General features: G+C 67.7%; 24 protein-coding genes. 10 read left to right on the plus strand and 14 right to left on the minus strand.

All coding sequences use genetic code 11. From position 1 onward, the window contains the following. Nucleotides 1-10: 10 nt before the first annotated feature. Genes ACEOAB_RS22165 through secA form a run of 6 tightly spaced genes read right to left on the minus strand, consistent with a single transcriptional unit; the run spans nt 11 to nt 9,331 of the window. Nucleotides 11-1,981 carry an acyltransferase family protein gene (locus ACEOAB_RS22165; RefSeq protein WP_413749488.1) on the minus strand — a complete coding sequence of 657 codons (1,971 nt, stop codon included), beginning with the start codon at nt 1,979-1,981 and terminating at the stop codon, nt 11-13. A gap of 17 nt (nt 1,982-1,998) precedes the next feature. Continuing rightward, on the minus strand, nt 1,999-3,966 hold the full coding sequence (locus ACEOAB_RS22170; protein WP_413749489.1) for an acyltransferase family protein: 1,968 nt from the start codon (nt 3,964-3,966) through the stop codon (nt 1,999-2,001). A gap of 3 nt (nt 3,967-3,969) precedes the next feature. Further along, nucleotides 3,970-4,416 (minus strand): NUDIX domain-containing protein, encoded by a 447-nt coding sequence (locus tag ACEOAB_RS22175; RefSeq protein ID WP_413749490.1) that lies wholly within the window; start codon nt 4,414-4,416, stop codon nt 3,970-3,972. Beyond that, on the minus strand, nt 4,413-5,288 hold the full coding sequence (locus ACEOAB_RS22180; RefSeq protein ID WP_413749491.1) for an ATP-binding protein: 876 nt from the start codon (nt 5,286-5,288) through the stop codon (nt 4,413-4,415). The genes ACEOAB_RS22175 and ACEOAB_RS22180 overlap by 4 nt, the downstream gene beginning before the upstream one ends. After that, a complete protein-coding gene (argJ, locus tag ACEOAB_RS22185; protein ID WP_413749492.1) occupies nt 5,285-6,514 on the minus strand; it encodes a bifunctional glutamate N-acetyltransferase/amino-acid acetyltransferase ArgJ in 1,230 nt (409 codons plus the stop codon). The genes ACEOAB_RS22180 and argJ overlap by 4 nt, the downstream gene beginning before the upstream one ends. A 30-nt stretch (nt 6,515-6,544) precedes the next feature. Then, complete coding sequence (gene secA / locus ACEOAB_RS22190; protein ID WP_413749493.1) at nt 6,545-9,331, minus strand: preprotein translocase subunit SecA; 2,787 nt, start codon at nt 9,329-9,331, stop codon at nt 6,545-6,547. A 180-nt stretch (nt 9,332-9,511) separates the two neighbouring features. On the opposite strand from secA, the gene ACEOAB_RS22195 reads away from it, so the two are divergent. Both ACEOAB_RS22195 and ACEOAB_RS22200 read left to right on the plus strand, forming a co-directional pair. Then, nucleotides 9,512-9,820 (plus strand): hypothetical protein, encoded by a 309-nt coding sequence (locus ACEOAB_RS22195; protein WP_007833220.1) that lies wholly within the window; start codon nt 9,512-9,514, stop codon nt 9,818-9,820. A 57-nt stretch (nt 9,821-9,877) separates the two neighbouring features. Then, entirely contained in the window at nt 9,878-10,864 is a 987-nt protein-coding gene (locus tag ACEOAB_RS22200; RefSeq protein ID WP_413749494.1) for an ornithine cyclodeaminase family protein, read from the plus strand. 4 nt (nt 10,865-10,868) lie between these two features. Here ACEOAB_RS22200 and ACEOAB_RS22205 read toward each other — a convergent pair whose 3' ends face one another. Further along, nucleotides 10,869-12,020: a threonine synthase gene (locus tag ACEOAB_RS22205; protein WP_413749495.1), complete on the minus strand. Its 1,152-nt coding sequence runs from the start codon at nt 12,018-12,020 to the stop codon at nt 10,869-10,871. Between the two features lie 94 nt (nt 12,021-12,114). Between ACEOAB_RS22205 and ACEOAB_RS22210 the strand changes: the two genes are divergently transcribed. Continuing rightward, on the plus strand, nt 12,115-12,741 hold the full coding sequence (locus tag ACEOAB_RS22210) for a helix-turn-helix transcriptional regulator (protein WP_056594086.1): 627 nt from the start codon (nt 12,115-12,117) through the stop codon (nt 12,739-12,741). A 35-nt stretch (nt 12,742-12,776) separates the two neighbouring features. Here the strand turns inward: ACEOAB_RS22210 and ACEOAB_RS22215 are convergent, their stop codons facing one another. The 4 genes from ACEOAB_RS22215 to ACEOAB_RS22230 form a co-directional block, all read right to left on the minus strand. Continuing rightward, a complete protein-coding gene (locus tag ACEOAB_RS22215) occupies nt 12,777-14,021 on the minus strand; it encodes a threonine synthase (protein ID WP_495653115.1) in 1,245 nt (414 codons plus the stop codon). 133 nt (nt 14,022-14,154) lie between these two features. Beyond that, nucleotides 14,155-14,877: a PA4824 family protein gene (locus ACEOAB_RS22220; protein ID WP_495653116.1), complete on the minus strand. Its 723-nt coding sequence runs from the start codon at nt 14,875-14,877 to the stop codon at nt 14,155-14,157. Between the two features lie 88 nt (nt 14,878-14,965). Next, complete coding sequence (locus tag ACEOAB_RS22225) at nt 14,966-15,997, minus strand: response regulator (protein WP_495653117.1); 1,032 nt, start codon at nt 15,995-15,997, stop codon at nt 14,966-14,968. Then, a complete protein-coding gene (locus tag ACEOAB_RS22230; RefSeq protein ID WP_495653118.1) occupies nt 15,994-19,587 on the minus strand; it encodes a hybrid sensor histidine kinase/response regulator in 3,594 nt (1,197 codons plus the stop codon). Before ACEOAB_RS22230 ends, ACEOAB_RS22225 begins: the two co-directional genes overlap by 4 nt. Nucleotides 19,588-19,691: 104 nt before the next feature. Between ACEOAB_RS22230 and ACEOAB_RS22235 the strand changes: the two genes are divergently transcribed. The 4 genes from ACEOAB_RS22235 to ureC are packed head-to-tail and all read left to right on the plus strand — an operon-like array spanning nt 19,692 to nt 22,657. Further along, entirely contained in the window at nt 19,692-19,994 is a 303-nt protein-coding gene (locus ACEOAB_RS22235) for an urease subunit gamma (protein ID WP_056594100.1), read from the plus strand. A gap of 28 nt (nt 19,995-20,022) precedes the next feature. After that, a complete protein-coding gene (locus ACEOAB_RS22240) occupies nt 20,023-20,628 on the plus strand; it encodes a HupE/UreJ family protein (RefSeq protein ID WP_495653119.1) in 606 nt (201 codons plus the stop codon). Nucleotides 20,629-20,630: 2 nt separating this feature from the next. Then, nucleotides 20,631-20,936, plus strand: coding sequence for an urease subunit beta (locus ACEOAB_RS22245; RefSeq protein WP_056594107.1), 306 nt, complete (start codon nt 20,631-20,633; stop codon nt 20,934-20,936). Nucleotides 20,937-20,938: 2 nt separating this feature from the next. Further along, a complete protein-coding gene (gene ureC / locus ACEOAB_RS22250) occupies nt 20,939-22,657 on the plus strand; it encodes an urease subunit alpha (RefSeq protein WP_413751198.1) in 1,719 nt (572 codons plus the stop codon). A gap of 3 nt (nt 22,658-22,660) precedes the next feature. Here the strand turns inward: ureC and ACEOAB_RS22255 are convergent, their stop codons facing one another. After that, nucleotides 22,661-23,065, minus strand: coding sequence for a type II toxin-antitoxin system death-on-curing family toxin (locus tag ACEOAB_RS22255; protein ID WP_413751199.1), 405 nt, complete (start codon nt 23,063-23,065; stop codon nt 22,661-22,663). Next, nucleotides 23,062-23,289 (minus strand): AbrB/MazE/SpoVT family DNA-binding domain-containing protein, encoded by a 228-nt coding sequence (locus ACEOAB_RS22260; RefSeq protein ID WP_007833196.1) that lies wholly within the window; start codon nt 23,287-23,289, stop codon nt 23,062-23,064. Before ACEOAB_RS22260 ends, ACEOAB_RS22255 begins: the two co-directional genes overlap by 4 nt. Before the next feature lie 71 nt (nt 23,290-23,360). Here ACEOAB_RS22260 and ureE point away from each other — a divergent pair, with 71 nt between their 5' ends. From ureE to ureG, 3 genes are all read left to right on the plus strand, one after another. Then, a complete protein-coding gene (gene ureE, locus ACEOAB_RS22265; RefSeq protein ID WP_413751200.1) occupies nt 23,361-23,933 on the plus strand; it encodes an urease accessory protein UreE in 573 nt (190 codons plus the stop codon). Nucleotides 23,934-24,211: 278 nt separating this feature from the next. Next, nucleotides 24,212-24,892, plus strand: coding sequence for an urease accessory protein UreF (locus ACEOAB_RS22270; protein ID WP_413751341.1), 681 nt, complete (start codon nt 24,212-24,214; stop codon nt 24,890-24,892). 16 nt (nt 24,893-24,908) lie between these two features. Then, nucleotides 24,909-25,559: an urease accessory protein UreG gene (gene ureG / locus ACEOAB_RS22275; RefSeq protein WP_056594123.1), complete on the plus strand. Its 651-nt coding sequence runs from the start codon at nt 24,909-24,911 to the stop codon at nt 25,557-25,559. 21 nt (nt 25,560-25,580) lie between these two features. On the opposite strand, the gene ACEOAB_RS22280 is transcribed toward ureG, so the two are convergent. Beyond that, the gene (locus ACEOAB_RS22280) at nt 25,581-25,772 is read right to left on the minus strand and encodes a DUF3606 domain-containing protein (RefSeq protein ID WP_235507977.1); all 192 of its coding nucleotides are present in this window, start codon (nt 25,770-25,772) and stop codon (nt 25,581-25,583) included. Between the last annotated feature and the right edge of the window lie 37 nt (nt 25,773-25,809).

Consider the following 25,809-nt stretch of genomic DNA (forward strand, 5'->3'; position numbering starts at 1 on the left):
GGCCGCAGGGCTACTTGCCGCCGGCGTCCTCGTCGAGCAATGCAGGGTCGATGTAGGTCGCGAAGCTGCGTGCGTACCTGGGCCGGAGGTGGCCGATGTCCTTGTAGGCCGGCGAACCGTCATCGGGCATGCTGCGAATGCACTGGCCGTCGGCGCACAGGCTCGCAAAAGGCTCGATGACCCGCGCGCCGTTGGCCTCGGCCACCTGCTTCAGCCGCGCATTGAGCACGGCCTGGTCTTGCGGCATCGGGGCCTTGAGCTGTCCGCCGGCGGCCGTCATGCCCCCGAGTCGGCTGCCCTGGATCTGCTTGAGCGGATCGAAATCCATCCCGACCGGATTGCCGAGCACGAGGTAGACCGTCTTGTGCGCCGACAGGCGCTTCAGCACCTCGCCCAGCGACTTCAGCGACAGCTCGATGCCGTCCCCGTTGAGGAACGGGTGCACGGCCTTCCTGTCGTCCAGGAAGTAGTTCACCGTGGGCCCCGCGCCAGTGAAGTAGCAGCTCCAGCAGCCCCCGATCACCACCGAATCGATGTCCGGCTTGAGCGCCAGGTCGAGCACGGCCTGGCGCCGTTCCTCGCACCCCGTGTCGGCGCTGCTGAACAGGCCGGGCACGGGCGGGCACGAGCCCTTGGTCGCAAAGTACACCGTGCGGGCCTTGCCGGGCTGCGTGCGCACCAGCTCGAGCGCGCGCGGTGCGTATTGCTCGACGTGGCTGTCGCCGATCAGCAGCACGTTGTGCCTGCCGCTGCCGGTGCGGTAGACGAACTGCCCGCCCAGCGCGGTCTCCTCGAAGCCGCCGTAGTAGTTGTCTTCGCGCGTTGCGTCGGCCACCGCCTGCAGGGCCTGGCTGTCGTTGCGCGGAGGAGGCGTACCCAGGAAGACCAGCGCGCCGGCCAGCGCCAGCGCCGCGCCGCTGCCCGCCAGTCCGCGCAGCATGCCTTGCGAGAGATGAAGCTTGACGAAGCGCTCCAGGAAACGATAAGTGGCCCAGGCCAGCACCACCGCAGCCGCCACCAGCACGATGCGCACCTGCAGCGGCGGCTCCCCGCCCGCCACGATGCGCGCATACGAAAGCAGCGGCCAGTGCCAGAGGTACAGCGGATAGCTGATCAGCCCGATCCACACCATGACGCGGTTCGACAGCAGATACCGGTTGAGCACGCCGTTGGGGCCGGCGGCGATGCAGCTCACGGCGCCCAGCACCGGCAGCAGCGCCCACCAGCCCGGAAACGCCTTGGTGCTGCGCGTCATGAAGAGGCCGAGCACGATCAGGCCCATGCCGACGACGGACTGCACATGCTTCGTCCACGGACGCTGCTGCGCCGAACCATTGCTGGCGGCCTTCAGCCGCATCGCCGCCAGCAGGCCGCCGGCCATCAGCTCCCACGCACGCGACAGCGGCGAATAGAACGCCGCCGCGCGGTGCGGCTGCACGGTCAGCACGTTGACCAGGAACGAGATCACCGCCACCGCCAGCGTCACGCGCAGCATCGGCCAGCGCCTGCGCCAGGCCAGCCCCAGCAGCAAGGGCCAGAAGATATAGAACTGCTCCTCGATGCCCAGCGACCACAGGTGCAACAGCGGCTTGGTCTCCGCCGTGGCGTCGAAGTAGCCCGCCTCGCCCAGGAAGACGAGGTTGGCGAAGAAGGCAGCCCCGCCGGTGGTCTGCTTGCCGAGCTGCGAGAACTCGCCCGGCAGCAGCACGTACCAGCCGAAAGCCAGCGTCGCGAGCAGCACGAGCACCAGCGCCGGAAAGATGCGCCGGATGCGCCGTGCATAGAAATCGCCGTAGCTGAAATCGCCCGCAGCCAGGCTCTGCAAAAGAATGGTCGTGATCAGGAAGCCCGAGATCACGAAAAAGATGTCGACCCCGATGAAGCCGCCCGGCAGCAGGCTCGGAAAGGCGTGGTACGCCAGCACCGAGCCCACCGCGATGGCACGCAGGCCGTCGATGTCGGGGCGGTACTTGGGATGCATGGTTGGCGAGAGCCCGCTCAGCGCGACGGCTGCTGTGCGGCAGGCGCGGTGCGCACCGTGCGGTCGAAGTAGCTCGCCTCTTCCCGGGTGTAGCGCGGGCGCAGGTGGTCGGCGTCCTTGTAGGCGGGCGAACCGTCGGGCATCGTGCGCAGGCACTGGTCGTCCTTGCACAGCACCGCCATCGCGTCGATGGCTTCGGCCCCGCTCGCGGCCGCGATCGCGCGCAGCCGGTCATTGAGCTGCTTCTGGTCGGCCGGCAGCGGCGCCGTCGGCGTCGAGGTCATGACCTCCATGTGCGTCAGGCGGCTGCCCTCGATCAGGCGCTTCGGCGAAAACTCGGTGCCGGCAGGGTTGTCGAGCAGCAGGTAGACCTTCTTGTGGCGCGCCAGCTCGCGCAGCGTGAACTCCATCGAAGCCAGCGAACGCTCGATGCCGTCGCCGTTCTGGAACGAGTGGATCTTGTTGCTGCTGTCGCGGAAGTAGTAGTCGGTGGCGCCCTGGCCGACGAAGTAGCAGTTCCAGCAGCCGCCGATCACCACCGAGTCGACCTCGGGGCCCAGCGCATAGGCCAGCATCGCGTCGCGCCGCTCGGCGCAGCCGATGTTCTTGTCCGCGTACACGCCGGGCACCGCGGGGCAGGCGCCCTGGGTCGCGAACCAGGCCGACTTGCCTTCCATCGCCAGCGTGCGTGCGAGCTCCATCACGCGCGGCGCGTACTGCTGCACGTGGCTGTCGCCCAGGAACAGCACCCGCTTGGGCCCGCCACCGACCTTGTAGATCAGTTGCTCGCCGATCTGGTCGAGCTTGAAGCCCCCGTAGTAATCGGCGTCCAGCGTGGCGTTGGCCACCGTCTGCAGCTTGGGGCTGCTGTTGCGCGGCTCGGGCACGCCCAGGAAGATCGCGGCGCCCGCCACGGCCACCAGCACCATGCCGGCGCCCAGCGCCTTCAACGTGCCTGCCCCCGGGCGATTCCTCGCGAAGCGCTCCACGAAGCGGTACGTGGCCCACGCGAGCAGCACGCTCGCCACCATCGCGGCAGCGCGGTAGGCCGGCACCGGATGCAGCGGATCGGCTTCCACGATGCGCACGAACGCCAGCAGCGGCCAGTGCCACAGGTACAGCGGGTAGCTGATGAGCCCGACCCACACCATCACCCGGTTCGACAGCAGGTACCTGTTCAGCACCCCGGCCGGCCCCGCGGCGATGCAGCTCACCGCGCCCAGCGTGGGCAACAGCGCCCACCAGCCCGGGAACGCCTTGTTGCTGCGGATCATCACCAGGCCGAGCACGATCAACCCGACGCCCAGCACCGACTGCACATGGCTGCGCCATGCGCTCGGCGCCGGCGGCTTCAGCCGCATGCAGGCCAGGATGCCGCCGACCATCAGCTCCCAGAAACGGGAGGCCGGCGAGTAGAACGACGCCGCCGGCAGCGGATGCACCGTCGCCACGTTCACCACGAACGAGACCGCCGCCACCGCCAGCACCATGCGCACGATCGGCCAGCGCTTGCGCCATGCGAACCCGAGCAGCAGCGGCCAGAAGATGTAGAACTGCTCCTCGATGCCCAGCGACCACAGGTGCAGCAGCGGCTTGGTTTCAGCGGCCGTGTCGAAATAGCCCGCTTCACCCCAGAACACCAGGTTGGCGACGAACGCCGTGCCGCCCACGGTCTGCTTGCCCAACTCGGCGAACTCGTCTGACAGCAGCAGGTACCAGCCGGCAAGCAGCGTCGCCAGCAGCACCACGATCAGTGCCGGAAAGATCCGCCGGATGCGCCGCTCGTAGAAGTCGCGGTACGTGAAGTCGCCCGCCGCGAGGCTCTGGAGAATGATGGTCGTGATCAGGAAACCCGAGATCACGAAGAAGATGTCGACCCCGACGAAACCGCCCATCAGCGCCTTCGGGAAGGCGTGATAGACCAGCACGGAGCCCACCGCGATCGCGCGCAGCCCGTCGATGTCCGGACGGTACTTGGGGTGCATCAATCAGGAAGCCGGCGCGACAACCGGCGGCGCCACGAACGGCAGGCCACGCTCTTCGCACAGCCACTGCAGCACCGGGAAGGCACCCGGCAGCACCGGCGCCACCTCCAGCGGCAGCTGTTGCCAGGCCATCTGCTGGCCCTCGCGCATCTCGAACTCGCCGCTCCAGGCCGTGACCTTGCACCAGTGCAGGCGCACCAGCGCATGCGGGTAGTCGTGCTCCGTGACCTTCCAGACTTCGGCGCCGTCGATGGTGATGCCGAGTTCTTCATGCAGCTCGCGCCGCAATGCCTGTTCGACCGTCTCGCCCGCCTCGATCTTGCCGCCGGGAAACTCCCAGTAGCCCGGATAGGCCTTGCCTTCGGGCCGGGTCGAGAGCAGCAGTGCGTCGTCGGACAGGCGGATCAGCACGCCGACCGCGACCTCGGTGTGCTTGCGCGCTTCGGTCACGCGTTGCTCCGGCCTGCGTAGTCGCGCGCGAACTGGTAGGCCACGCGGCCGCTGCGCGAGCCGCGCTCCAGCGCCCAGACCAGCGCCTCGGGCCGCGCGGCCTCGATCGCAGCCTTGTCCACGTCGAACGACGAGAGCCACTGCGCGACGATCGCCAGGTACTCGTTCTGGCTGAAGGGATAGAAACTCACCCAGAGGCCGAAGCGCTCCGACAGGGAGATCTTTTCCTCGATCACTTCACCTGGATGCACCTCGCCATCCTCGGTGTGGGTGTACGAGAGGTTGTCCTTCATGTACTCGGGCAGCAGGTGGCGCCGGTTGCTGGTCGCGTAGATCAGCACGTTGGGCGTCGACGCCGCAATCGAGCCGTCGAGGATCGACTTCAGCGCCTTGTATCCCGGCTCGCCCTCGTCGAAGCTCAGGTCGTCGCTGAACACGATGAACTTCTCGGGCCGCTGCGAGACCACCTCGACGATGTCGGGCAGATCGGTCAGCTCGGCCTTGTCGACCTCGATCAACCGCAGGCCCTGCGGCGCGTAGGCCTGCAGGCAGGCGCGGATCAGCGACGACTTGCCCGTGCCACGCGCGCCTGTCAGCAGCACGTTGTTGGCCGGCTTGCCTTCGACGAACTGGCGCGTGTTGCGCTCGATCTTTTCCTTCTGGACGTCGATTTCCTTCAGGCTGTCGAGCGCCATCGCGGCCACGTGCTTCACGGGCTCGAGCACGCCATGGCCCGAGCTGCGGCGGCGGTAACGCCAGGCGATCGACGCGTTCCAGTCGGCGGGGGCCGACAGCGGCTGCGGCAGGATCGACTCGATGCGGCCGATCAGCTGTTCGGCGCGCTCGAGCAGCTTCTGGAACTGCTCGTTCATGACCGGTAATCGGCGTTGATCGTCACGTATTCGTGGCTGAAGTCGCAGGTCCACACGGTTTCGCTGGCATTGCCGCGGCCCAGGCCGATACGCACCGTGATCTCGCTCTGCTTCATCACTCGCTGGCCGTCTTCCTCACGGTACGACGGGTTGCGCCCGCCCTTGACCGCCACGTGCACGTCGTCGAGGAACAGGTCGATGCCGGTCTGGTCGAGGTCGGCGATGCCCGCATAGCCGACGGCCGCGAGGATGCGGCCCAGGTTCGGGTCGCTGGCATAGAAGGCCGTCTTGACCAGCGGCGAATGCGCCACGGCGTACGCCACCTGCCTGCACTCGGCAGCGTCCTTGCCGCCATCGACCTGGATGGTGATGAACTTGGTCGCGCCTTCGCCGTCGCGCACGATGGCTTGCGCCAGCTGGCGCGCCACGTTCTGCATCGCGGCCACCAGCGCATGGCCATCGGCCGAGTCGAGCGAGGTGATGGGGGCGTGCGCCGCCTTCTGCGTGGCGATGACCACGAACGAGTCGTTGGTCGAGGTGTCGCCGTCGATGGTCACGCGGTTGAACGAGGCGTCGGCCAACAGCCTGGCCAACGGCTGGATCAGCGAGGGATCGATCTTCGCGTCGGTCGCCATGAAGCCCAGCATGGTCGCCATATTCGGACGGATCATGCCGGCGCCCTTGCTGATGCCGGTGATGGTGGCCGTGGCATCGCCGATCTGCACCCGCTGGCTGAAGGCCTTGGGGATCGTGTCGGTGGTCATGATACCCTCGGCCGCGCGCGCCCAGTGGTTCGCATCGGCATCGGCCAGTGCAGCAGGCAGGCCCGCCTCGATGCGGTCGACGGGCAGCGGCTCCATGATCACGCCGGTGGAAAACGGCAGGATCTGCTCAGGCGCGATTTCCAGCTTGCGCGCGAGCGCAATGCAGGTGGAGCGCGTGCGCATCAGGCCGTCTTCGCCCGTGCCGGCGTTCGCATTGCCGGTGTTGATCACCATCGCGCGGATGCCGTAGTTCGCGGCCAGATGGTCGCGGCAGACCTGCACCGGCGCGGCGCAGAAACGGTTCTGGGTGAACACCCCGCCGACCGCCGAGCCCTCGTCGATCAGCACGACCGTCAGGTCCTTGCGGTTGGCTTTTCGCACGCCCGCTTCGGCCACGCCGATGCGGACGCCGGGCACCGCGAACAAGGCGGCAGGATCGGGGGCGGACAGATTCACTGGCATGGCGATTTCTCTAACGAATGGGTTGCGGGGTCAGCTGAGCTTGCCGTGGCACTGCTTGTACTTCTTGCCACTGCCGCAGGGGCACGGATCGTTGCGGCCGACGCGCGCGAAAGCCGCGGCCTCCGCGCTGAGCGCGCCCAGGCCGGCAGCCGCGATGCGGCGCTGGTTTTCCTCGTCGACGCGGACCTCGACCTCGCCCGTCTCGGTCGGTGCCGAGTAGGTGATGTTCGAGACGTTCTCGCCGCGGCTTTCCATCGCTTCCGCGGCTTCCTCGAGCTGCTCGCCCGACTGCACGCGCACCGTCATCAGCTGGCGCGTGACTTCGTTCTTCACCGAGTCGAGCAGCTGGCCGAAGAGCTCGAAGGCTTCGCGCTTGTACTCCTGCTTGGGCTGCTTCTGCGCATAGCCGCGCAGGTGGATGCCCTGGCGCAGGTAGTCGAGCGAGGCCAGGTGTTCGCGCCAGTGGGTGTCGATGCTCTGCAACAGCACCATGCGCTCGAACTGGGTGAAGTTCTCCTGGCCGATCAATGCGACCTTGGCGTCGAAGGTTTCGTTGGCATTCTTGAGCACCTTCTCGACGATGTCCTCGTCGGCGATGGCGTCCGAGGCTTCGACTTCCTTCTTGAGCGGCATGTCGATGCCCCACTCGTTGAACAGGCTCTTCTCGAGCCCGTCCAGGTCCCACTGCTCTTCGACCGATTCGCTGGGCACGTACTGGCGCACGAGGTCGGTGAAGCAGCCTTCACGCAGCGCCGCGATCTGCGCCGTGAGGTCGCCCGCGTCGAGGATGTCGTTGCGCTGCTGGTAGATCACCTTGCGCTGGTCGTTCGACACGTCGTCGTATTCGAGCAGCTGCTTGCGGATGTCGAAGTTGCGCGCCTCGACCTTGCGCTGCGCGCTCTCGATGCTGCGCGTGACGATGCCGGCCTCGATGGCTTCGCCGTCGGGCATCTTCAGGCGGTTCATGATCGCCTTCACGCGGTCGCCCGCGAAGATGCGCATCAGCGGATCGTCCAGGCTCAGATAGAAGCGCGAGGAGCCCGGGTCACCCTGGCGGCCCGAACGGCCGCGCAGCTGGTTGTCGATGCGGCGCGATTCATGGCGTTCGGTCGCGATGATGCGCAGGCCACCGAGCGACTTGACGAACTCGTGGTCCTTGGTCCACTCGGCACGCACGTGCGCGATGTCGGCCTGCTTGGTGGCTTCATCGCGGCCTTCGTCGGCCTCGATGGCCTCGATCATCTTCTCGATGTTGCCGCCCAGCACGATGTCGGTGCCGCGGCCGGCCATGTTGGTCGCGATGGTGATCATCTTCGTGCGGCCGGCCTGCGCCACGATGTCGGCTTCGCGCGCATGCTGCTTGGCATTCAGCACCTGGTGCGGCAGGCCCACCTGCGTGAGCAGGCCGTCGATGATTTCCGAGTTTTCGATGGACGAGGTGCCCACCAGCACCGGCTGGCCGCGCTCGTAGCATTCGCGGATGTCCTGGATGGCCGCCTCGTACTTCTCGCGCGTCGTCTTGTAGACGCGGTCGAGCTGGTCTTCGCGCTTGCTCACGCGGTTGGGCGGGATGATGACGGTCTCGAGGCCGTAGATCTCCTGGAACTCGTAGGCTTCGGTGTCGGCCGTGCCGGTCATGCCGGCCAGCTTGCCGTATAGGCGGAAGTAGTTCTGGAAGGTAATGGAAGCCAGCGTCTGGTTCTCGGCCTGGATCTCCACGCCTTCCTTGGCTTCCACGGCCTGGTGCAGGCCATCGCTCCAGCGGCGGCCCGTCATCAGGCGGCCGGTGAATTCGTCGACGATGACCACCTCGCCCTGCTGCACCACGTAGTGCTGGTCGCGGTGGTACAGGTGGCGTGCACGCAGCGCCGCATTCAGGTGATGCATCAGCGTGATGTTGGCCGGGTCGTAGAGCGACGCGCCCTCGGGAATCAGCTTCAGTTCGCCCAGGATGCGCTCGGCGTTCTCGTGGCCGTCTTCGGTCAGGAACACCTGGTGCGTCTTCTCGTCGACCGTGAAGTCGCCGGGCACCGTGACGCCCTCGCCCGTGCGCGGATCGGCTTCGCCTTCCTGCTTGGTGAGCAACGGCACCACCTTGTTGATGGCCAGGTAGAGGTCGGTGTGGTCTTCGGCCTGGCCGCTGATGATCAGCGGTGTGCGGGCCTCGTCGATCAGGATCGAGTCCACTTCGTCGACGATCGCGTAGTTCAGCCCGCGCTGGACCCGGTCGCCGGGCTCGTAGACCATGTTGTCGCGCAGGTAGTCGAAGCCGTATTCGTTGTTCGTGCCGTACGTGATGTCGCTGCGGTAGGCCTCCTGCTTTTCCTCGCGCGGCATCTGCGGCAGGTTGATGCCCACCGAGAGGCCGAGGAAGTTGTAGAGGCGGCCCATCCAGGTCGCGTCGCGGTTGGCCAGGTAGTCGTTCACCGTGACCACGTGCACGCCCTGGCCCGACAGCGCATTCAGGTACACCGGCAGCGTGGCGGTCAGCGTCTTGCCTTCACCGGTGCGCATTTCGGAGATCTTGCCGTTATGCAGCGCCATGCCGCCGAGCAGCTGGACGTCGAAGTGGCGCATCTTCATGACGCGCTTGGAGCCTTCGCGCACGGTGGCGAAGGCTTCCGGCAGCAGGTCGTCGAGCGTTTCGCCCTTGGCGATGCGGTCCTTGAACTCCTGTGTCTTGGCGCGCAGCGCATCGTCGCTGAGCTTCTCGAACTCGGGTTCGAGCGCATTGATGCGTTCCACCGTCTTGCGATACTGCTTGAGGAGCCGGTCGTTGCGACTGCCGAAGATCTGGGTCAGGAAGTTGGTTGCCATTGGGTGGAGATGGGCGGGCGCCTGATACGGCAGGCACTGCGACCGGATTCCCTAAGATATGGTGAAAGCAGTTGGGCGCACCCGCTTCAAAATCAAGCTTGAAGCAAGCGGCCTTTTTCCGGCGCGAACGCCGGCAAACCGGGCATTTTAGCTGTCTTGTTTCTAACCCCTGGATTACCCATGTATCGCCGCACGCCCCCTCCCATCTCGCTGCAGGACGCAGCGGAAGGCTCGCCCACCCTGGGCAGCCTGATGGCGCGCGCACGCGACGCTGCGGAGCGGCTCAAGGCTGTCGAGGGATTGATCCCGCCGGCCATGCGCAGCGCCATCCAGGCCGGACCGGCGGAGGGCGACGTCTGGTGCCTGCTGGTCAAGGGCAGCGCCGCGGCCGCCAAGCTGCGCCAGCTGTCGCCGATGCTGGTGACGCGGCTCAAGAACCGGGGATGGGACGTGGCGACCATCCGGATCAAGGTTCACACCGGACGCTGACAGTCGGTCAATGCGTCGAAGTTTGATGTTTTGTCTGGAAGTAGATAATATTTCCAGATGACATCCGCGATCGCGCCTTCCAATGCCCAGCTCCTGCTGCTCGACAAGCACCAGGTCGACACCCTCCTCTCCCCCGACGATGTGCTGCAGGCCGTGCGCGAGGCCTTCGTGCTGCACAGCGAGCGCGAGGGCCGCGTCTTTCCGGTCGTGCGCGAGCCGCTGCGCACGGGCGGGGTGTTCGGCATCAAGTCCGGCGACGTGCAGGCCCAGGGCCTGCTCGGCTTCAAGGCCGCGGGCTTCTGGCCTGCCAACCGGCAGCGCGGCGGCGAGCCGCATCAGGCGACGATCCTGCTGATCGACCCCGCGACCGGCCGGCCGCTGTGCGTCATCGACGGCAACACGGTGACGACCGTGCGCACCGGCGCGGCAGGCGGGCTCGGCCTGCAGCAGCTCGCACGCGCCGACAGCACGCGGCTGTGCCTCTTCGGCACCGGCGTGCAGGCGCGCATCCAGCTCGACTTCGCGCTGCGGCTGATGCCCTTGCTGCGCGAGGTTCTTTATGTGAGCGCGAATGGCCAGCGCAATGCGGCGTTCGAGGCGCATTTCGCCGGCCGCTGCAACATCGTGCCGGCCACCGACCGCAACGCTGCAGTCGCCCGGAGCGACATCGTGATCACCGCCACCCCGGGCGGCGGCGCGCTCTTCGATCTCGAAGCCGTTCAGCCCGGCACGCACCTGAACTGCGTCGGCGCGGACACCCGGGGCAAGCGCGAACTTCCTGACGGCCTGCTGCCGCGCGTGCGGCTGTTCGTCGACGACCGGACGCAGGCGCAGCAGATCGGCGAAACCCAATGGGCGCCCGACACGGCATGCATCGAACTGGGCGACCTGCTGAGCGGCAAGACGCCCTTCGAGCGGGGCCCTGCCGACATCACCGTCTTCGACATGACCGGCCTCGCGCTGCAGGACCTGACCGTCGCGCGCCTGCTGCATGCGCGCGCCGACGAAACGGGTACGGGCACACGCATCGCGTGGCCCTGGTAGCTGGCTACACGGCGACGGCGCTGCCGAACAGCTCGGTCATGAACTGCGTCGATTTCAGGCCGGTGCCGGTCAGCAACGCGACCGTCGTCTCGCTGGCCTTGATGTCACCGCGCTGCGCCAGCACCTCGATGGCCGCCGCGGCCGAGGCGGACGTCGGCTCCGCGTAAAGCCCGCTCGCTGCCAGCCGGCGCACCGCCGCCGCGATCTGCTCTTCGGTCAGCGCCACCGTCTTGCCATCCGTCTCGCGCAGCGCCTGCAGGATTTCCCGCAGCCGCACGGGCCGCTTGATCGCCGTGCCTTCGGCAATCGTCGGCCGCACGATGCGCTCCACCAGCGTGTCGGCCCCCGCCAGGAAGCTCGCATCGATCGGCGAGCAATTCAGCGGCTGCGCCACGAAGATGCGGGGCAGCTTCGCGATCTGCCCCGCCGCCAGCAGTTCCTTGAAGCCGATCCAGCAGCCGAGCACATTGCTGCCCGCGCCGGTCGGAATCACGACGTTGTCGGGCGCGGTGAAGCCCAGGTCTTCCCACAGCTCGTAGGCCAGCGTCTTCGTGCCCTGCAGGAAGAACGGATGCCAGTTGTGGCTCGCATAGAAGATCGATTCCGACTGGCGCACCGCCTCGTATTCGGACTCTTCGCGCGGCCCCGGCACCAGCTGCACCTCGGCGCCGAAGGCGCGGATCTGCGCCACCTTCGGCGCGGGCGTGTAGCTCGGTGCGAGCACCTTCACGCGCATGCCCGCCGCCGCGCCGGCCGCGGCGATGGCCGCCCCACCGTTGCCCGAGCTGTCTTCCAGCACCGCATCGACACCGATCTGCCGCAGGAAAGACATCATCACCGCCGCGCCGCGGTCCTTGAAGCTGCAGGTCGGGTTGAACCACTCGAGCTTGAAGTAGGGCTCGAAGCCGCCCCAGCGCTTCTGCACCAGCGGCGTGCAGCCTTCGCCCATGCTCGCGGGCTGGTCGATCGCCACGGGCAGCGCCGCGCGATAGCGCCACAGCGAGCGGACGCGCGAATCGATGTCGTCGCGCCCGATGCCGGGCAGCGGCGTGACCATCATCGGGTGGCCGTCGTCGGAGCGCCATCGGCGTTCGGACAGGTCGTAGTGCCTGCCGGTGCGGGGATCGACATAGCGTGCGCGTTCTCTCGCGGTCATTCGCGGGCTCCAGTACAAAACTGGATAATACATCCAACACTGTACTTTTTGTATGAATTGGATTGTCCGTCCAGAGCTGGATACATTCCACGGCATGAAGAAGAAGCCGAACAAGCAGCTCCTGGACATGCTGCGCAACATGGCCGAAGGCCTGGGCCAGACCTTTGCGCCCTTCTGCGAAGTGGTGGTGCACGACCTGAGCAACCCGAAGAACGCGATCTACGCCATCGAGAACAGCCTGAGCGGCCGCGAGGTCGGCCAGCCGGTCACCGAGCTGGGCCTCGCGCGCATCCGCGACCCGGAGTTTCCGGCGGTGATCGCGAACTACGCCAACACCTTTCCCGACGGGCGCAAGGTCAAGAGCACGTCCATCGGCATCAAGGACGACAGCGGCGAATACGTGGCCGCGCTCTGCCTCAACGTCGACCTCACGCTGTTCCAGAGCTTCCAGGGCGCGATCTCGCAGTTCACGAAGATCGACGACAAGGATGTGCACGAGCACCTCGAGACCGGCGGCAACCACTCGGACCGCATCCATGCGCGCATCGACGAGTTCGCGGCATCGCGCGCGACCACCTCGCGCTCACTGAAGCCCGCCGACCGCAAGCAGCTGGTGCAGGAACTGAAGAAGGCCGGCCTGCTGGAGGTCCGCCGCGGCGCCGAGATTGCCGCGGCGCACATGGGCGTGTCGCGCGCCACGGTCTATAGCGACGCGAAGTAAGGCGCTCGCCGTCTACTGCGGCTGCAGGCCGAAGGCTAGACAGGACGGTCGGGCCAGCTCGGATCGCCGGCCGCGCTGGCGGTCAGCATCAGCACCACATGCGCGTCGGCCGCGACGGCGTTGCTCTCTCGCAGCTGCCGCAGGGCGGCCAGGCCGCCGGCCGCGCACAGCTCGGCGCTGATGCCGGAGGCCGAGAGCAGCCGCCGCGCGGCGCGCGCTTCGTTGTCGCCCACGACCACCGCGCCGCCGCCCGTCGCGGCGGCGGCCTGCCATTGCAGGTAGGTGACGGTGGCTCCGGCGGTGGAGAACTGCGCGGTGTGGCCCGGGTAGCTGTCGTTGAGGGGGCCGCCCGCGAGCACGCGCGCCAGGCGCGGGAACGGCTCCACGAGCCAGAGCCTCGGCAGGCGTGCGATGCGCCCCGCGGCCAGCAGGTCGCGAAAGCCCGCGTAGATGCCCCAGGCCAGGTCGCCGCGCGCGGTGGGAATCACGATGTGGTCCGGCAACCCGCCATCGGCCACGCATTCGAGCGCGATCGGCTTGTAGCCTTCGATCGCCAGCGGCGCGCTGCCCAGCGCGGGCAGGCGGTAGTTGGTCAGCGCGAAGTAGCCGGGGTGCTGCGCACGCTCGCGCACGAAGGCCCAGCGGCCCGCGTTGTCGGCGAACACATAGCGCCGCGCGCCGAGTGCGTCGAGCTGCCGCGCATAGGTGGCCGGCATGCCTTCGTAGGTGGCCACTTCGCAGCCCAGGCCCGCGGCCCATGCATAGTGCGCCGCCGACACGGCCGCGTTGCCCGACGAGGCCAGCACCAGCGTGTGGGCGTCGAAATCGAGCGCCTGCGCCACGCCCACCGCGGTCATGCGGTCCTTGTGCGAGCCGGTGGGGTTGCAGGACTCGTCCTTGATGGCCAGCCGCCCCACGTCGAACTGCTGCGCCAGCTCGGGCACGTCCTGCAGCGGCGTCTGCCCTTCGCCCAGCGCGAAGCCGGAGGTGTAGGGCATGGGCATCGCTTCGGCGCCGCCGGGCAGGTAGCTGGCGCGCAGCGCGACGTGAAGGCCTCCGCGCCTGCACGCGGGACATCCGTCGTGCGCCAGCGCGAGGGGGAAGAGCGCATCGCACCGCAGGCACTGCAGGCCGCGCAGGTTCGGGTTGCGCACGGGCCTGGGTGTCCGGTTGCGCGCCGCCATGCCCAAGGGGTTGCCCGAAGGATGAGCCGCGGAATCGAGGGGAGGAGCGGCGAACTTGAAGTCCAGCACGGGCGATGTCGTCACGGGATCAGGCATGGGAGGTTGTCACCAAATCTTTTGCAGTCGGAATCAAAAATTGCGCAGGGCCGGATACGCGATCGACAACCAGGCTCATCGATGCGATTCGCGGAAATCGGATACAGCGCCTCCGGCGGCAGGCACTCGCCGCTCACTTCCAGGTGAATTCGTGGTTCAGCCCGATCGCGAAGCCGCGCACGCCCTGCGGCCCGGTGCGCGACGCGCTCACGTCCACGCTGATCAGCGGCGTGAGGCTGAAGCGCCCGCCGATGCGCGAAGTCCAGACGCCCGCCGCGCGGTTGCGTTCCGCGATGAGCGACACGGTGTCGTTCAGCGCCCATTCGACGCCCGCGCCGCCGCGCGGCGTGCGAAGGCCGGTGCCCTGCGCCCAGTCGGCACCGAGGTTGACGTGCACCTGCAGGCTGCTGGCCGGGCGCCACGTCACCGGCACGACGAACTGCCCGCCCATGCGGCCGCCGCGCCGCAGGTCCGACACGATGCCGGCCGACACGGCGGCGCTGAACGGCGCATCCGCCGCCTGTCCGTAGAAATTCCATTTGACCTGCGGCCCGCCGGTGACCGAGTGCACGCCCTGCACCGAGGTGCGGTCGAAGTTCAGGCCCAGCTCGACGGGACCGACCCGGCAGGCGGGCCCGAGGTGGAACCCCGTGACCGGCTCCGTGCCCGTGCGGCTCCACCAGGTCTCGTACTGGCATTGGCCCGGGTCGAGGGTGCTGGCGTCGTCCACGTCGAAATGGCCGGCGGCCCGTGCGCCAGGACTCGTGCCCAGATTCACGAACAGGCAGGAAGCAGCGAGCATCCAGCCGCGGCATGGCGGTCGGGGTGTTGTCCTGTTGTGCCTGTTGTTCTTCATCGCGCGTGTCCCGTGGCCCTCGAGCCATTCTAGGGACGCTGCAAGGAGGCGCCATGACACAGCGCAGGGAACCGTCGGCCATGGAACCTCAGAGCTCGAACTGCGGCTGCAACTCGCGGATGCGCTTGATGGCCACGCCGGCCGCGGCCGTGCGCGTCTCGACGCCGAGCTTCACGTACACCCGCTCGAGATGCTTCTTGGCGGTGGCCGGGCTGCTGCCGAGGATCTCGCCGATGTCCTTGTTGGTCTTGCCCTTGACCACCCAGTACAGCACCTCGGCCTCGCGCGCCGTGAGCTTCAGGCTCAGGCTCATGGCCTCGATCACGGCGGTGTCGGACACCTCGCGCATGACGATCATCCACTCGTCGCCTTCGTCGTCGCTGCTGGTCTGCTGGTGCAGCCGCAGGGTGAGGCTGCTCGCGCCCTGCACGATGGACAGCGCCGGCGGCTCGATGCCGCGCTGGCGCGCATCGGGCGTGTGGCTGCGCAGCCATTCGAGCACCGCGGGCGGCGTCTCGGGCGCGCGCGTGTCGCAGTAGCGCTGCAGCAGGTCGCGTGCGAGCGCCGTCTGCCAGATCAGCCGGCCTTCGGGCAGGCGCACGGTGATGCTCGCGTAGCCGAAGGCATCGAGCGCATTGCGCGCCTGCCCGGCCTGCCGCGCGTCCTGCCGCGCGCGGTGCGCGCTCTGCAGGTGCACGTTCATGCGCGCGAGCACTTCCTTGGGCTTGATGGGCTTGGTGACGTAGTCGACGCCCCCGGCTTCCAGCGCGGCCACGAGGTGCTCGGTCTCGGTGAGCCCGGTCATGAACACGATGGGAATGTGCGCCGTGGCCGCATCGGCCTTGAGCCGGCGCGCCACCTCGAAGCCGTCGATGCCCGGCATCATCGCGTCGAGCAGCACGATGTCGGGCCGCGCCTGCGCGGCGCGCTGCAGCGCCTGTTCGCCGTTGGTGGCGATGAGCACGGTGTAGCCCGATTCGTCGAGCGCGTCGTGCAGCACCGCGAGGTTGTCGGGCACGTCGTCGACGATCAGCACGAGGTCGCTGTTGGCGCCCTGCTGCTCGCGCAGCGTCCTGGCGAGCGGCGATGTTTCCACGGCGGGGGGTGGCGTCTGTGTCATGCGGCGCTTTCGAGGGCGTCGGCGAGCGCGCGGCTCATGGCTTCGAACTGGAACTGGCGGGCCAGCGTGCGCTGGGCCTCGGTCCATGTACTGCATTCGGGCTGCGCCGCGTCGATGGCGTCGAGCTGGTTCATGATGCCGCGGAAGTAGCCCAGCCCCACCGCTTCCTCGAGTGCGCGCAGGCGCTCCAGCGAAGGTGGCAGCAGCGGGCGCGCAACGGCAACGGGCGCAGGCCCGGCGGCGGTGTCGGTCCATTGCAGCCCGAGCCGGCGTTCGAGCCAGTCGAGCAGTTCGGTGTGGCGCACGGGCTTCACGAAGAAGTCTTCGGGCGCAATGCCCACGTCGTTGTCGAGCCCCTTGTCGAACGCATTGGCCGAGACGATGGCCACCGAGGCCTCGGTCAGCCCGAGCTTGCGCGCGCGGCGGATCGTCTCCCAGCCGTCGATGCCGGGCATCGCGAGGTCGACGAACATCGCGTCGGGCCGGTAGCCGGCGGCGATGAGGTCCAGCGCATCGTGCCCGCTGGCCGCGCTGCGCAGTTCGAAGCCCAGCGGCGCGAGCACATGCCCCAGCAGGTCGCGGTCGGCCTCCTCGTTGTCGACCACCAGCAGGCGGCGGCGCGGGCCTTCGTAGCCGCGCCGCGCGCGCTGCACCGGCAGCGGTCGGCCGGTGCCGGCCATGGCGTCGTGCACGCGCGGCAGGAACAGGCGCACGCAGAACAGCGAGCCCACGCCCGGCGTGCTCTGCACCTTCATCTCGCCGCCCATCAGGTCGGTGAGCATCTTGGCGATGGTGAGCCCCAGGCCCGCGCCCGGCGCGGCCGATGCGCCCGCTGCATTCCCGCGCGCAAACGGCTCGAAGATCCGCTCGATGTCCTCGGCCGGCATGCCCGGTCCCGTGTCCTCGATCTCCACCGACGCGAACTCGCGCGCATAGGCCAGCCGCAGCGTGACCTGCCCGGCCGCCGTGAACTTGATCGCGTTGCCCAGCAGGTTAATGAGGATCTGGCACACGCGCTTTTCATCCGCGCGCACCACCTCGGGCAACGCGCCTGCAGCATCGAAGTGGAACTGCAGCCCCTTCTCCGCCGCCTGCAGCTCGAACATGTCGGCCAGCTCGCGCATCGTGTCGGCGAAGCGCATCGGCCGCGCATGCAGCGTGAGCTTGCCGGCCTCGATGTGCGCGATGGCCAGCGTACCTTCGATGAGCGACAGCAGATGCTCGCCGCCGCGCTTGATGACCGCCACCGCCTGCTGGCGGTGCGGCGGCACCGAATGGTCTTCGCCCATCAGCTGCGCATAGCCGAGGATGCTGTTGAGTGGCGTGCGCAGCTCGTGGCTGATGGCGCTGATGTAGCGGCTCTTGGCCTGGTTGGCCTGGTCGGCGGCGCGCTGGGCCTGCTCGGCCACGGCCCTCGCCTCTTCGGCGATCTGTTTTGCGGCTTGCAACGCACGGTCGGTCTCGCGGTGCAGTTCGATCTCGCGCACCAGCAGATGGGTCTGGCGGTTCGATTCTTCCTGCGCCACCTTGCGGCTCTGGTGCGCCAGCACCAGCCACCACGCGACGATGCCGGCGATGACCAGCAAGGCCATGTACGCCTTGAGGAAGCCCGAGCGCAGCGACAGCTTCTGCACACCCATGAGCGCCGCGGCCACGTCGGCCTCGGAGGCCAGCTCCAGCGCGCCTTCGCCGAACGCACGCAGCTCCTGCTGGTACAGCACGCCGAACACCACGGCCAGCAGCGGCACGATGACCAGCATCAGCAGCAGGAAGTGGCCGAGCCCGGTGTCGAGGTAGCGCCAGCTGCGGCGCGGCAGCAGCCAGCGCAGCACGCCGGACCACTGCGACGAGAGGCTCGCATGCGGCTTGCACAGGTCGCCGCAGCGCGCATCGAGCGTGCAGCACAGCGAGCAGATCGCGCCCTGGTAGGCGGGGCAATGCGCCATGTCCGGCCCTTCGTACTCGCGCTCGCAGATCACGCAGTGCTGCACCTTCAGGCGCTGGTAGCTGCCGGTCTCGACCTTGGCCCAGCGCACCGCGCGCGGACCTTCGGCGGGCGCGAAGGCCACCGCGCCGTGGTGTTCATCGGAGCCGCGCGCCAGGTAGTACTTGCCCCCCGTCGCCCAGGCCAGCAGCGGCGACGCCACCAGCGCCGTGCCGAGTGCGATCAGCGCCGAGAAGGCCTGCGCCAGCGGGCCGAACATGCCCAGGTGCGCGGTGATCGACAGCACCGAGGCCAGCGCCATCGCGCCCACGCCCACCGGGTTGATGTCCCACAGGTGCGCGCGCTTGAACTCGATGCCCGGCGGCGACAGCCCCAGCGGCTTGTTGATGACGAGGTCGGCCACCACGGCCATCATCCAGGCGATGGCGATGTTGGCGAACAGACCGAGCACGTCGCCCAGCGCCTCGAACACGTTCATCTCCATCAGCATGAAGGCGATCAGCGCGTTGAACACCACCCACACCACGCGCCCCGGATGGCTGTGCGCCACGCGCGAGAAGAAGTTGCTCCAGGCCAGCGAGCCGGCATAGGCGTTCGTCACGTTGATCTTGAGCTGCGAGATCACCACGAACAGCGCCGTGGCCGCCACCGCCCACCCGTAGTGCGGAAACACGTATTCGTAGGCCGCGAGGTACATCTGGTTCGGATCGACCGCCCGGTCGGCCGGCACCATGTGCGTGAGCGCCAGGTAGGCCAGCAGCGCCCCGCCCAGCATCTTGAGCACGCCCAGCACCACCCAGCCCGGCCCTCCGGCCAGCACCCCGGCCCACCAGCGGCGCGCCGTGGTCGCGGTGCGCGCGGGCATGAAGCGCAGGTAGTCGGCCTGCTCGCCCATCTGCGTGATCAGCGCGATGCCGACCGTGAGCGCGGCGCCAAACAGGTGCAGATTGAAGCCATTCGTGCCCGAGCGAACCCCGTTGTAGTGCACGATGCCCGCGAATGCACCAGGATCGCGCACCAGTACATAGGCAAAAGGCACCACCAGCATCAGCAGCCACAACGGCTGCGTCCACAGCTGCAGCCGGCTGATGGCCGACACGCCATGCGTGACCAGCGGGATCACCACCAGCGCGCACACCAGGTAGCCCCACACAGGCGGGATGCCCAGCGCCAGTTCCAGCGCATAGGCCATCACTGCCGCCTCGAGCGCGAAGAAGATGAAGGTGAAGCTCGCATAGATCAGCGAGGTGAGCGTCGAGCCGATGTAGCCGAAACCCGCGCCGCGCGTGAGCAAATCCATGTCGACGCCATAGCGCGCCGCATACACGCTGATCGGCACGCCCGCCAGGAAGATGATGAGCCCCGTCGCCAGGATCGCCCAGAAGGCGTTGGCAAAGCCGTACTGCACCAGCAGCGTGGCGCCCACCGCTTCCAGGATCAGGAACGACGCCGCCCCGAAGGCCGTGTTGGCCACCCGCCATTCGGACCACTTGCGAAAGCGCTGCGGCGTGTAGCGCAGCGCGTAGTCTTCCAGCGTCTCGCTGGCCACCCAGCTGTTGTAGTCGCGCCGCACCTTGACGATGCGCTGCGGCGCGTCGTCGGGGGTGGTGGGTGTGTTGGCAGCGTTCACACCGTTTCGGTGCATCTTTCGTGCCACACGTACGACTTTTGGCGAACAGGGCACGACTGTTGCAAAGAAGCCGGCTTGCCCATAATGGCCGCCACCCTCCGCCACCCGATGCCGATCCCATGGAACTGACCCCGCGCGAAAAAGACAAGCTGCTGATCTTCACCGCGGCGCTGCTGGCTGAACGCCGCAAGGCCCGCGGCCTCAAGCTCAACTACCCCGAAGCCATCGCCCTGATTTCCGCCGCCGTGATGGAAGGCGCTCGCGACGGCAAGAGCGTCGCCGAGCTCATGAGCGACGGGCGCGGCGTGCTGACCCGCGCCGACGTGATGGACGGCATCGCCGAGATGATCCCGGACATCCAGATCGAAGCCACCTTCCCCGACGGCACCAAGCTGGTAACCGTCCACCAGCCGATCGTCTGACACACCCAGAACAAGAAGGATTTTTTCCATGCGCAAGACCACTGCTTCCAGAAGCCTCGCACTGTTCGCCGCCCTCGTGCTGCCCCTCGCAGCCAGCGCCCACACCGGCGTCGACGGCGGCCTGCATCACGGCTTCACCACCGGCTTCCTGCATCCGCTGACCGGTGCCGACCACCTCGCCGCCATGGTCGCGGTCGGCCTCTGGAGCGCGCTGGCCGCGCGCCGCGCCTGGCCCGATCTGCTCTGGGCGCCGCTGGCCTTCGCCGGCATGCTGCTGGTGGGCGCGCTGATGGGCCTGGCCGGCGTGCAGTTGCCGGCGGTCGAGCCGATGATCGCGGCCTCGCTGCTGGTGCTGGGCCTGCTGGTGGCCACGCGCGTTCACCTGCCGGCCGTGGTCGCCATGACGGTGGTCGGCGTGTTCGCCGTTTTCCATGGCGTGGCCCACGGCCACGAACTGGCGAGCGAAGAAGGCGCGGCCCTTACGCTGGCCGGCATGGTCGGTGCGACCGTGCTGCTGCACCTCGCGGGCATCGCGGTGGGCTGGGCGCTGCGCCACGCCAACGCATGGCTGCCGCGCGTGGCCGGCGCCGCGGTGGTGGTGCTCGGTGCGTCGCTGCTGGCACAGGCCGTCTGAACATGATCCCCGGCGAACTCCTCACCGACGACGGCGAGCACACGCTCAACCCCGGCCGCCGCACCCTCACGCTGGTGGTGCAGAACACCGCCGACCGGCCGATCCAGGTCGGCTCGCACTACCACTTCGCCGAGACCAACGGCGCGCTCGGCTTCGATCGCGAGGCCGCGCGCGGCATGCGGCTGAACATCGCATCGGGCGCCGCGGTGCGCTTCGAACCGGGCCAGCAGCGCACGGTCGAGCTGGTCGATTTTTCGGGCGATCGCATCGTCTACGGCTTTCGCGGCCTGGTTCAAGGGAAGCTCTAAACATGGCCACCATCGGGCGACGCGCCTACGCAGAAATCTTCGGCCCCACCGTGGGCGACCGGGTCCGTCTTGCTGACACCGGCCTGCTGATCGAAGTCGAGGCTGACTACACCTTGCGCGCCGGCGGCTACGGCGAAGAGGTGAAGTTCGGCGGCGGCAAGACGATTCGCGACGGCATGGCGCAATCGCAGCGCACGCGTGCGCAGGGCGCCGTCGACACGGTGCTGACCAACGCGCTCATCCTCGACCACTGGGGCATCGTCAAGGCCGACATCGGCCTGAAGGACGGCCGCATCGCCGCCATCGGCAAGGCCGGCAACCCCGACGTGCAGCCGGGCGTCGATATCGTCATCGGCCCCGGCACCGAGATCATCAGCTGCGAGGGCAACATCGTCACCGCCGGCGGCATCGACAGCCACATTCACTTCATCTGTCCGCAGCAGATCGAGGAGGCGCTGACCTCCGGCGTCACCACCATGCTCGGCGGCGGCACCGGCCCCGCCACCGGCACCTTCGCGACCACCGCCACGCCCGGCCCCTGGCACATCGAGCGCATGCTGCAGGCGGCCGATGCGTTCCCGATGAACCTGGGCTTCCTCGGCAAGGGCAATGCAAGCCTGCCGCACGCGCTGCACGAGCAGATCGAAGCCGGCGTCATCGGCCTGAAGCTGCATGAAGACTGGGGCACCACGCCCGCGGCCATCAGCAACTGCCTCGACGTGGCCGACGCCACCGACACGCAGGTGGCCATCCACAGCGACACGCTCAACGAATCGGGCTTTGTCGAGAACACCATCGCGGCCGTGGGCGGGCGCGCCATCTGCGCCTTCCACACCGAAGGCGCGGGCGGCGGCCATGCGCCCGACATCCTGCGCGTGGTGGGCGAGGCCAACTTCCTGCCGTCGTCCACCAACCCCACGATGCCCTACACCGTGAACACGCTCGACGAGCACGTCGACATGCTCATGGTGTGCCACCACCTCGACGCCGGCATCGCCGAAGACCTGGCCTTTGCCGAATCGCGCATCCGCAAGGAAACGATTGCCGCCGAAGACGTGCTGCACGACCTCGGCGCGATCAGCATGTTCAGCTCCGACAGCCAGGCCATGGGCCGCGTCGGCGAAGTCATCATCCGCACCTGGCAGACCGCGCACAAGATGAAGCTGCAGCGCGGCACGCTGCCCGAAGACAACGAGCGCAACGACAACTTCCGCGCCAGGCGCTACGTTGCCAAGTACACGATCAACCCGGCCATCGCGCACGGCATCGCGCACGAGGTCGGATCGCTCGAAGTCGGCAAGTGGGCCGACATCGTGATCTGGAAGCCCGCCTTCTTCGGCGTGAAGCCCTTCACCATCCTGAAGGGCGGCACCATCGCAATGGCTGCGATGGGCGACCCGAACGCGTCGATCCCCACGCCGCAGCCGGTGCACTACCGGCCGATGTTCGGCGCGTACGGCGGCTCGCTCGCGAAGAGCTCGCTGACCTTCGTCTCGCAGGCCGGCCTGGCCTCGGGCATCAAGGAACGCTACGGCCTGAGCAAGAACCTCAGCGCGGTGAAGAACATCCGCAACGTGCGCAAGAAGGATCTGATCCACAACGGCTACACGCCGAAGATGGAGATCGATGCGCAGACCTACGCGGTGCGCGCCGACGGGCACCTGCTGACCTGCGAGCCGGCGAAGCTGCTGCCGATGGCGCAGCGGTATTTCCTGTTTTGAATGTCAGGGGCTGCGCGGTGCGAGGTTCTCGCGAATCCATTGGGCAAAGGAGGCTTCGTCGATCTCCCCCGCCGCGAGGCCGAGCGTCTTCAGTACGCAGTCCTCGTCGGACGCGAGGAGCTCGAATCCGTTGAGATCGAGGAAAGTTTCCATCGCAACGAATGCGGTTCTCTTGTTGCCGTCCACGAACGGGTGGTTGCGGGCGATGCCGAATGCGTAGCTCGCGGCCAGCGTGGCCGCATCGGGAGATTCGTACATCGCGCGGCTCTGCGGTCGGCCCATGGCGGATGCAAGCATTCCCTCGTCACGCACACCGGCGGGACCACCATGCTCGGCGAGCTGTTCTTCATGGACCAACTGGATCACACTCAGGTTCAGCCAGACCCAGTGTTGGTTGGCGGCGCTCACTTGGCAAGCTCGCGCAGAACATTGCGCCGCTTCTTCATGACGCGGCGCGCCGCCTCCATCTGCCGCTCGAACTCGTCGTCGTACGGCGTGATCGTGACCCCGCCGTTGGCGGCCTGCGTGAGGTAGACGGTGTCGCCCTTGCCCACGTTCATGCTCGCCAGCACTTCCTTGGGCAGGATGATGCCGACAGAGTTACCGATCTGAGTCAGTTTGAGGGCGGACATTGGACGCTCCGTTGAACAGAAGTTATAACGAACGTTATATTAGCCCGCCTCATTTGGAGCCGCAAGCCACCATGCTCACCGCCAACAAACTCATGCCCCTGGGCCGCGGCCTTGCGCCCGTGCTGCTCAAGCGCGCCGCCACCATCGAACTCGACTGGGACATCCGTCAGAAAAGCCGCTTCGACGCCACCGACTCGCAGGGCCGCCAGATCGGCGTGTTCCTGCCACGCGGCACCGCCGTGCGGGGCGGCGATGTGCTGGTGGCCGAAGACGGCTCGCTGGTCCGCGTCATCGCCGCGCCGCAGCCGGTTCTGCGCATCACGCATTGCACGGCCCACGGCACGCCCTTCGACCTGACGCGCGCGGCCTACCACCTGGGCAACCGCCATGTGCCGATCGAGCTCCGACCCGACCACCTGAAGATCGAGCCCGATCATGTGCTGGCCGACATGCTGCGTTCGATGCACCTGATCGTCGTCGCGGTGGAAGAAGCCTTCGAGCCCGAGAGCGGCGCCTATGGTTCGCATGAGCATTCGCACGGCGGGGGTCACAGCCATGACCATGGGCACTCGCATAGCGGCAGCAAAGGGCCGAAGCCGCTCGTGCTCGCGCCGGAACTGCTCGACGATCATGGCCATGCGTGATCCGGGGCGCGCTCACGCCGACGGGGTACCTTGCTCCGCGAATGTCCCCCGGCCTGCGGCCTCCTCCTTTATTTCGCTGCGCAAGGCACCCCGCCGTCGTGATCGTTCAGAGCACTTGTTGATCGAGCGAAACAACGGCAGCGCCCATCGTGCACAGGGCACCGGGTGCTCCCCGCAGCGAAATAAAGGAGGAGCCGAAGGCGGGGGACATTCGCGGAGGGGAGTACCCGGTGGCCTGTGCACGCACCCCGAACAAAGCCGCCCGGTGCAAAACTGACATGCCCAACCCAGTCAGCGCCAACAGCTTGCTGCAGCTCATCTGGCTCGCCTCCCCGGCCCTGCCGGTGGGCGGCTTCTCGTATTCCGAAGGCATAGAGGCGGCGGTGGAATGGGCCGGCGTCGACTCGGAGGCCAAGGCCGCCGAATGGATCGCAGACCAATTGCACCTGAGCTTCGCGCGTGGCGATCTCGCCGCCTTCGCGCAGGCCATCGCGGCCTGGCGCGCCAACGACCTGCCGCGCATCCGCGAACTCAATCAGTGGGTGATAAGCACCCGCGAATCGGCCGAATTTTTCCTGCAGACCGAACAGATGGGCCGCTCCTTCGTCGAGTGGCTCAAGCTGCACCATGCCGACACCGCCGACGTCTTCGCCGACCTGCCTGCAAGCTACCCCATCGCCTTCGCGTTCGCAGTTGGCCGCACCGGCGCCACGGTGCACGACGGCTGCCTGGCCTTCGCCTTCGGCTGGGCCGAGAACATGGTCGCCGCCGCCGTCAAGGCCGTGCCGCTCGGCCAGAGCGCGGGCCAGCGCATCCTCGGGCGGCTGGCGCAGGAAATCCCGGATGCCGTGACCCGCGCCATGGCCCTCGGCGACGACCAGCGCCAGGCCTTCGCGCCCCTGCTGGCGGTGTTGTCGGCCCGCCATGAAACACAATATTCCCGCCTCTTCCGAAGCTGAACCGGACACACCCTCCATGACCTCCGCCCTGCACCACATCCCCCATCGCACCAAGAGACTGCCCCCGCTGCGCGTAGGCATCGGCGGCCCGGTCGGCTCGGGCAAGACCACGCTGCTCGAAATGCTCTGCAAGGCGATGCGCGACAAGTACGACCTGATCGCCATCACCAACGACATCTACACCAAGGAAGACCAGCGCCTGCTGACGGTGGCTGGTGCGCTGCCGGCCGAACGCATCATGGGCGTCGAGACGGGCGGTTGCCCGCACACCGCCATCCGCGAGGACGCGTCGATCAACCTCGAAGCCATCGACCGCATGCTCGAGGATTTTCCGGACGCCGACATCGTGTTCGTCGAATCGGGCGGCGACAATCTCGCGGCCACCTTCAGCCCCGAGCTGTCGGACCTCACGATCTATGTGATCGACGTGGCGGCCGGCGAAAAAATTCCGCGCAAGGGCGGCCCCGGCATCACCAAGAGCGACCTGTTCGTCATCAACAAGACCGACCTCGCCCCCTACGTGGGCGCCAACCTCGACGTGATGGAGCAGGACACGCAGCGCATGCGCCGCCAGCGGCCCTACGTGATGACGAACCTCAAGACGCTCACCGGCGTGGCCGAGGTGGTCGCGTTCATCGAGGAACGGGGCATGCTGGCCGCCGCCTGAAGCAGCGCGGCTGCAGCCGCTTCAGGGCAACCCGAGGTAGACGCGCAGATCGTCCCTGCGCGTGCCGGCAGACGCCACGGCCGTGCGCAGGCGAGCCTCGGTCACGCCGAACCATTTTGTCCAGTAGTCGACCTCTTTCAGGTCGGTGACATCGATCTGCTCATCGTCCTGCGGAATGCGGACCTCGCTGGCCTCGGGCATCGTCGTCTCCATGAAGAATTTGGAGACGGCAGTCTCTCCGCCGGCCGGG

Source organism: Variovorax sp. Varisp53 (genome assembly GCF_059491555.1).

What these genes read in the sequence shown, in the direction of transcription:
- ACEOAB_RS22165 (WP_413749488.1), bottom strand. Translation starts at nt 1,981, where the DNA reads ATGCATCCCAAGTACCGCCCCGACATCGACGGCCTGCGTGCCATCGCG.
- ACEOAB_RS22170 (WP_413749489.1), bottom strand. Translation starts at nt 3,966, where the DNA reads ATGCACCCCAAGTACCGTCCGGACATCGACGGGCTGCGCGCGATCGCG.
- ACEOAB_RS22180 (WP_413749491.1), bottom strand. Translation starts at nt 5,288, where the DNA reads ATGAACGAGCAGTTCCAGAAGCTGCTCGAGCGCGCCGAACAGCTGATC.
- argJ (WP_413749492.1), bottom strand. Translation starts at nt 6,514, where the DNA reads ATGCCAGTGAATCTGTCCGCCCCCGATCCTGCCGCCTTGTTCGCGGTG.
- secA (WP_413749493.1), bottom strand. Translation starts at nt 9,331, where the DNA reads ATGGCAACCAACTTCCTGACCCAGATCTTCGGCAGTCGCAACGACCGG.
- ACEOAB_RS22195 (WP_007833220.1), top strand. Translation starts at nt 9,512, where the DNA reads ATGTATCGCCGCACGCCCCCTCCCATCTCGCTGCAGGACGCAGCGGAA.
- ACEOAB_RS22200 (WP_413749494.1), top strand. Translation starts at nt 9,878, where the DNA reads ATGACATCCGCGATCGCGCCTTCCAATGCCCAGCTCCTGCTGCTCGAC.
- ACEOAB_RS22205 (WP_413749495.1), bottom strand. Translation starts at nt 12,020, where the DNA reads ATGACCGCGAGAGAACGCGCACGCTATGTCGATCCCCGCACCGGCAGG.
- ACEOAB_RS22210 (WP_056594086.1), top strand. Translation starts at nt 12,115, where the DNA reads ATGAAGAAGAAGCCGAACAAGCAGCTCCTGGACATGCTGCGCAACATG.
- ACEOAB_RS22215 (WP_495653115.1), bottom strand. Translation starts at nt 14,021, where the DNA reads ATGCCTGATCCCGTGACGACATCGCCCGTGCTGGACTTCAAGTTCGCC.
- ACEOAB_RS22220 (WP_495653116.1), bottom strand. Translation starts at nt 14,877, where the DNA reads ATGAAGAACAACAGGCACAACAGGACAACACCCCGACCGCCATGCCGC.
- ACEOAB_RS22225 (WP_495653117.1), bottom strand. Translation starts at nt 15,997, where the DNA reads ATGACACAGACGCCACCCCCCGCCGTGGAAACATCGCCGCTCGCCAGG.
- ACEOAB_RS22230 (WP_495653118.1), bottom strand. Translation starts at nt 19,587, where the DNA reads ATGCACCGAAACGGTGTGAACGCTGCCAACACACCCACCACCCCCGAC.
- ACEOAB_RS22235 (WP_056594100.1), top strand. Translation starts at nt 19,692, where the DNA reads ATGGAACTGACCCCGCGCGAAAAAGACAAGCTGCTGATCTTCACCGCG.
- ACEOAB_RS22240 (WP_495653119.1), top strand. Translation starts at nt 20,023, where the DNA reads ATGCGCAAGACCACTGCTTCCAGAAGCCTCGCACTGTTCGCCGCCCTC.
- ACEOAB_RS22245 (WP_056594107.1), top strand. Translation starts at nt 20,631, where the DNA reads ATGATCCCCGGCGAACTCCTCACCGACGACGGCGAGCACACGCTCAAC.
- ureC (WP_413751198.1), top strand. Translation starts at nt 20,939, where the DNA reads ATGGCCACCATCGGGCGACGCGCCTACGCAGAAATCTTCGGCCCCACC.
- ACEOAB_RS22260 (WP_007833196.1), bottom strand. Translation starts at nt 23,289, where the DNA reads ATGTCCGCCCTCAAACTGACTCAGATCGGTAACTCTGTCGGCATCATC.
- ureE (WP_413751200.1), top strand. Translation starts at nt 23,361, where the DNA reads ATGCTCACCGCCAACAAACTCATGCCCCTGGGCCGCGGCCTTGCGCCC.
- ACEOAB_RS22270 (WP_413751341.1), top strand. Translation starts at nt 24,212, where the DNA reads ATGCCCAACCCAGTCAGCGCCAACAGCTTGCTGCAGCTCATCTGGCTC.
- ureG (WP_056594123.1), top strand. Translation starts at nt 24,909, where the DNA reads ATGACCTCCGCCCTGCACCACATCCCCCATCGCACCAAGAGACTGCCC.
- ACEOAB_RS22280 (WP_235507977.1), bottom strand. Translation starts at nt 25,772, where the DNA reads ATGGAGACGACGATGCCCGAGGCCAGCGAGGTCCGCATTCCGCAGGAC.